This is a genomic window from Eubacterium ramulus (assembly GCF_003122485.1).
GTDB lineage: Bacteria > Bacillota > Clostridia > Lachnospirales > Lachnospiraceae > Eubacterium_I > Eubacterium_I ramulus_A.
This window is the reverse complement of the sequence record NZ_JRFU01000046.1, coordinates 1-4,660: the sequence shown is the minus strand read 5'-3', so window position 1 is coordinate 4,660 and position 4,660 is coordinate 1. Positions and strand designations below refer to the sequence as shown.

3 protein-coding genes are annotated in these 4,660 nt (G+C 39.3%); 1 reads left to right on the top strand and 2 read right to left on the bottom strand.

Annotated features, from left to right (window positions below; genetic code table 11):
* A partial coding sequence (locus tag LG34_RS04110; protein WP_109215010.1) for a GGDEF domain-containing protein occupies positions 1-1,070 on the top strand: 1,070 nt, incomplete at its 5' end.
* A 202-nt stretch (positions 1,071-1,272) separates the two neighbouring features.
* On the opposite strand, the gene LG34_RS04105 is transcribed toward LG34_RS04110, so the two are convergent.
* Positions 1,273-2,121, bottom strand: a complete 849-nt coding sequence (locus tag LG34_RS04105; RefSeq protein WP_109215009.1) for a PHP domain-containing protein — start codon at positions 2,119-2,121, stop codon at positions 1,273-1,275.
* 425 nt (positions 2,122-2,546) lie between these two features.
* Positions 2,547-4,274 (bottom strand): IS1634 family transposase, encoded by a 1,728-nt coding sequence (locus LG34_RS04100; RefSeq protein WP_109215008.1) that lies wholly within the window; start codon positions 4,272-4,274, stop codon positions 2,547-2,549.
* Positions 4,275-4,660 lie beyond the last annotated feature (386 nt).

Genomic DNA, 4,660 nt, shown 5'->3' with positions numbered 1-4,660 from the left:
ATTATAAGGATGAGATCAGGGGATTTTTTGGCGTGGATAATCCACCGATCAGTGATTACAGAGCACTTACCACCTTCTTAAATATGATTGGAACGCTTCTTATTTCATTTTTGAAAGTGCGTAATTCATTTAGAAATTCGAATAAACTGGCAAAACTGAGCAGTTATTCCTCTCTTTCAAAAATTTATGAATCCATGTATTTTATTAATGTGCAGACAGGAAAATATCACATTGTAAAGACAACAGCGCAGTATAACGGATATTTGGAAAAGGATGTCAGAAAAATAGGGGAATACGCGATCTTGGATGACTTTTGTGGACATATCGAGCGCATTGCAGACAAAATATGCATGGAATCACGAATGGAAGAATCTCTGGAGTTTATAGATCTTCGCACGGTGGAAGAACGGCTTCATGGGAAAAACAGTATCGCACATGAATTTGTAGACAAAAGAAGAGGCTGGTGTCGCAGCAGATTTATTCCGGTAGATTATGATGAAGATGGCAGACTTTTACATGTGATTTACTGTATTGAGTCTATCGATGAGGAGAAAAAACGAGAGAACCGTCTGCTTTATCTGGCGCAGACCGATCTGATGACAGGATTATGTAACCGCGGAAGCGGAGAGCGAAGAATCAATGAGCTTTTACAGGAAAGAACGGGTGGATTACTTTGCCTGCTTGACTGTGATAAATTCAAGGCAGTAAACGATACATATGGGCATTCGGTAGGCGATAAAGTGATCATCGCCGTTGCAGAAAGTTTACAGAAATCATGTCGGGAGAACGATGTGCTCCTGCGTCTTGGTGGGGATGAGTTCGCGATATTTATGCCGGGTCTGTTAGAACAAAAGTCAGCAGAGAAATTCTTTGACAGACTTTTTGAAAACGTTGGCGAGATTGCCATTGAAGAAATGCAGGGAAAACATGTCGAAATAAGTTTGGGTGCATGTTTCTATGACGGATCAGAATTCGTTTCATTCGATCAGCTGTATAGAAATGCCGACCACGCGATGTATCAGAGCAAAAAGAAACAAGGTTATAGTGCAACAATCTACGATGGACAGTAAGAAATTGTTGGCGCAGCGGTCTAACTGAAGAATGTAAAAGAATAAAGAGAGATATCACAGTGTAAATGGCGTCAAATTTATTTTCTCTTACCAGGCGATTGTTAGCCGGGAAGAGAAAATAAATTTGGCGCCTTCACTATATAAAATGATGAAGAAAAATTGTTAGCCGGGAAGACAAAAATAAATTTGGCACCTTCACTATTTAAAATGATGAGGAATTTTTCATGGCTTCCAGAAATTCATACGGCACAGCCATATTTCCCTTTCCAGTGCCAAGATGAATATACGGCTTATTAGCACCATGAAAATCAGAACCACCGGAGAGCAGCAACTGATATTTTTCTGCCATTTCCCGGAAATCCTTTTCATCAGAACCCTGATTGCAGGAATATACCGCTTCAATGCCGTTCAAACCTGCGTTCACAAGTTCTTCAATCATGGCGGTCAGTTCTGCACGTTTCATTTTATAGAGACATGGGTGCGCGAGAATTGCAAGCCCGTCTGCTTGATGGATCAGAGCCACCGACTGCATTGGAGTGATCTTATAACGGTCTACATAGCATTTACATCCGTCACCGATATATTTGTCAAAAACGGTTTTCAGATCTTTCACCTGTCCGGAATCCACCAGATATCTGGCAATGTGCGGACGTGCGACTACGGTATCTGGATTCAGACGATACAAGTCTTCTGCAGTGATCTGAAAACCTTCTTCCTGAAGTTTTTCTACCATTTTCAGATTGCGGTTGTCGCGGTTATCGCGGAATTTTGCCAGTTCTGCCTGAAGTTCGGTATTTGCAGGATCAATGAAGAGTCCTACGACGTGGATTTCTGTTCCGTGATATTCTGTAGAAAGTTCCACACCCGGAATGACTTCAAGATCGGATGCTTTGCCGGCAGCAAGTGCTTCGGAAACACCGTCAACGGTATCGTGATCAGTTAATGCAAATGCGGAGAGTCCACATCGTTTTGCTTCTGCAACGAGTTCCGTTGGGGTGAAAGTACCGTCAGAAGCAGTAGAGTGTACATGTAAATCAATTGGTTTATTCATAGGAAACATGTCCTTTCTTTATATAATATAAAAAACTATAAGTATTGCACATATAATACTGTGAAGAAATATTTTCCCGTTATTAATTGAAATGGATATTTTTTGAAAAACAATTCTTTTTGAAATATCCGAAGATATAGGTGGAAAATTATTTCAAAAGTAGTATAATAAAAAAGTAAAATCTATGCAAGAAGGAATACGGAAACCAAATTTATATTATATTTTACTTTTGAAACAGCGCATGTGAACGGTCATAAATTTATCTGTAAAAACGGATAAAAAATATTGAAAAAACCAGATGACGTTGAAAAAAAAGTATGATATAGTCTCATCTTTGACAGTTGATTAGTTAAAAAAGCGCTACAATCCCTGTAAATACAAGGGGTGTGGCGCTTTTGTTTGTATACATGAAATATAGTAATGTTTTATCTCCGCTTACTTTTTTTCTGAATTCCTTTCATTTTCCGTTTTGTTATGAATTGATAGTCCGTTCTGAATCCGCAGGTTTCATGGAGATCGTCAGTGATTTCCTGACGTTCATATACCGGCATGAATCCCTGTTCTTCTATATCCGCAAATTTTATATCCTTTAAAGTACGAAGTAATTGTTCTGTAGTATAAGTTCCTTTCAGAGAGCGATTCAATAATCGAAAATGTAACAGAGCAAGAAAGCAGGTAAGGAAATGGGCTTTAATCCGGTCTTCACGGTTTAAGTAAACGGGTCTGGCTTCAAAGTCTGTTTTCATAGTTCTGAAACAGTCTTCAATCTGCCATCTTCCTTCACTGACTTTTAAGATATCTGCAACGTCATCATCAAGCAGATCTGTACATACCGCATAAAGCCCGTCATACATTTCTTCTTCAGCAATCTTATCCGTATCGAGATAATAGTGGATCTTAGCTTTTTCTCCTTCGTTGGTTACAGCTATCTTATTTACAAATCTTGCAGGATCGTTTGGATTTTTACGCTGTTTTTTTAGAGAGCCATTTGCAACCATTTTTTCTGCCCGACTGATCTGCTCTGCACGGATGGCTTTCTGGTAAGCAGCATATTTAGGTGAGTAGGTTATGATCAATCTTTGATCCGGTTTTTTGGTTGTAAATGGTTCGTCTTTATAATAAAGCTGGTTCTTGTCATCACCTGTCAGTTTTGTAAGGTCCACAGATTTATCATCTTCGAGACGTTTGAAGCCAGTTTTCTTTAAAGCCCATGCCCGATCTTCGGCAGGCAGTTTTTTGATGGACTGAGTGACAATAAATGCCCTCTGTCCCATGTGATTAAGAACACGGTTATCCTCAGAAGCAAGTCCGGCGTCACTGCAATAGATAAACTTATCACAGCCGAATTGCTGGAGAATCTTTGTTTCTAAAGGTTTTAAGGATTTCTGCTCATTTTGGTTTCCGGGAAAGAGTGAGAAAGCCAAAGGTATTCCGTCACCATCTGTAAAGAGTCCCATTTGAATAATGGGATTCGGACGGTGCTCTTTGCTTTTTCCGTATTTTTTATCTCCATCTTCCTGTTCGATTTCAAAGTAGTAGTTTGTGCAATCATAATAAAGGATCCGATCCATTCTGTCACCGAGAAAAAAGCTATTTTTATAAACTTCTGCTTGAATAAAATCCATTTCAGAAGCAAGAACAGAAAGAGCACGGTACACATCATGAAGTTCATAAGTTGGAGGCTCAAGGAACTGTTTTGCTGCTTGGAAGGAAGAACTTTTGCTGGAAGGTTCCAGAACCCTTGTGTAAATTAAATCAGATAAAATAGCATTAAGATCATACTCGAATTTATGTCGGCTTTTGATTTTTCGGCAGACAGAATCGAGCTTAAGTCCATAGTAAATGGACTGAAGGAAAAGATATCCGCCAGAAAAAAGTTTCTGCTTATTATAGTCCATGAGTCTGTTGGAATGAAATGGAATCATGACAGTAGCATCCTCTTTTTCACTTTTATATTTCAGTGTTTCAAGACGAGCCTGTTCATTTGCCCATTCAACAACTCCGTCACGATCCGTGTGGAGCTGCGCTGATAATTCAGCTAACGTACCTAATTTTCGGATGGTTTTGGAAGTACTTTTCCCATTGGCATTTGTATAGGACTGCGTGATGTAAAATGATTCAGAATTTTTTGATTTTGATGTTGTTATACGCACAATAATCACCTCTGTCACTATTATACAACATATCACTAAATATTGCTATATGATAAGATTCAAGTCTCACGTGCGTTCGACTTGAACGGCTGAAAACACAGTCAGAAGGCAGGATATATCAGATGGGAGATGCCCCCCACCTCTATAGATGGTGAGAAACAAGCTAGTATCAGTGGTGGGAGCCAATCCCCCATCTGATATGGCCTCCGGCATTCTTGAATTGTACAAACAGTACATATATATCTTGCTTTTTTGTATTGTGAGGTATACAATAGCTATATAACTGGTAAGACCAGATAAGAAGTTCGCTCTGCATGGGAAAAGGGATTGAATTCGGTATATCAGATGGGAGATGACTCCCATCTCTATAGGTGGTGAGAAACAAG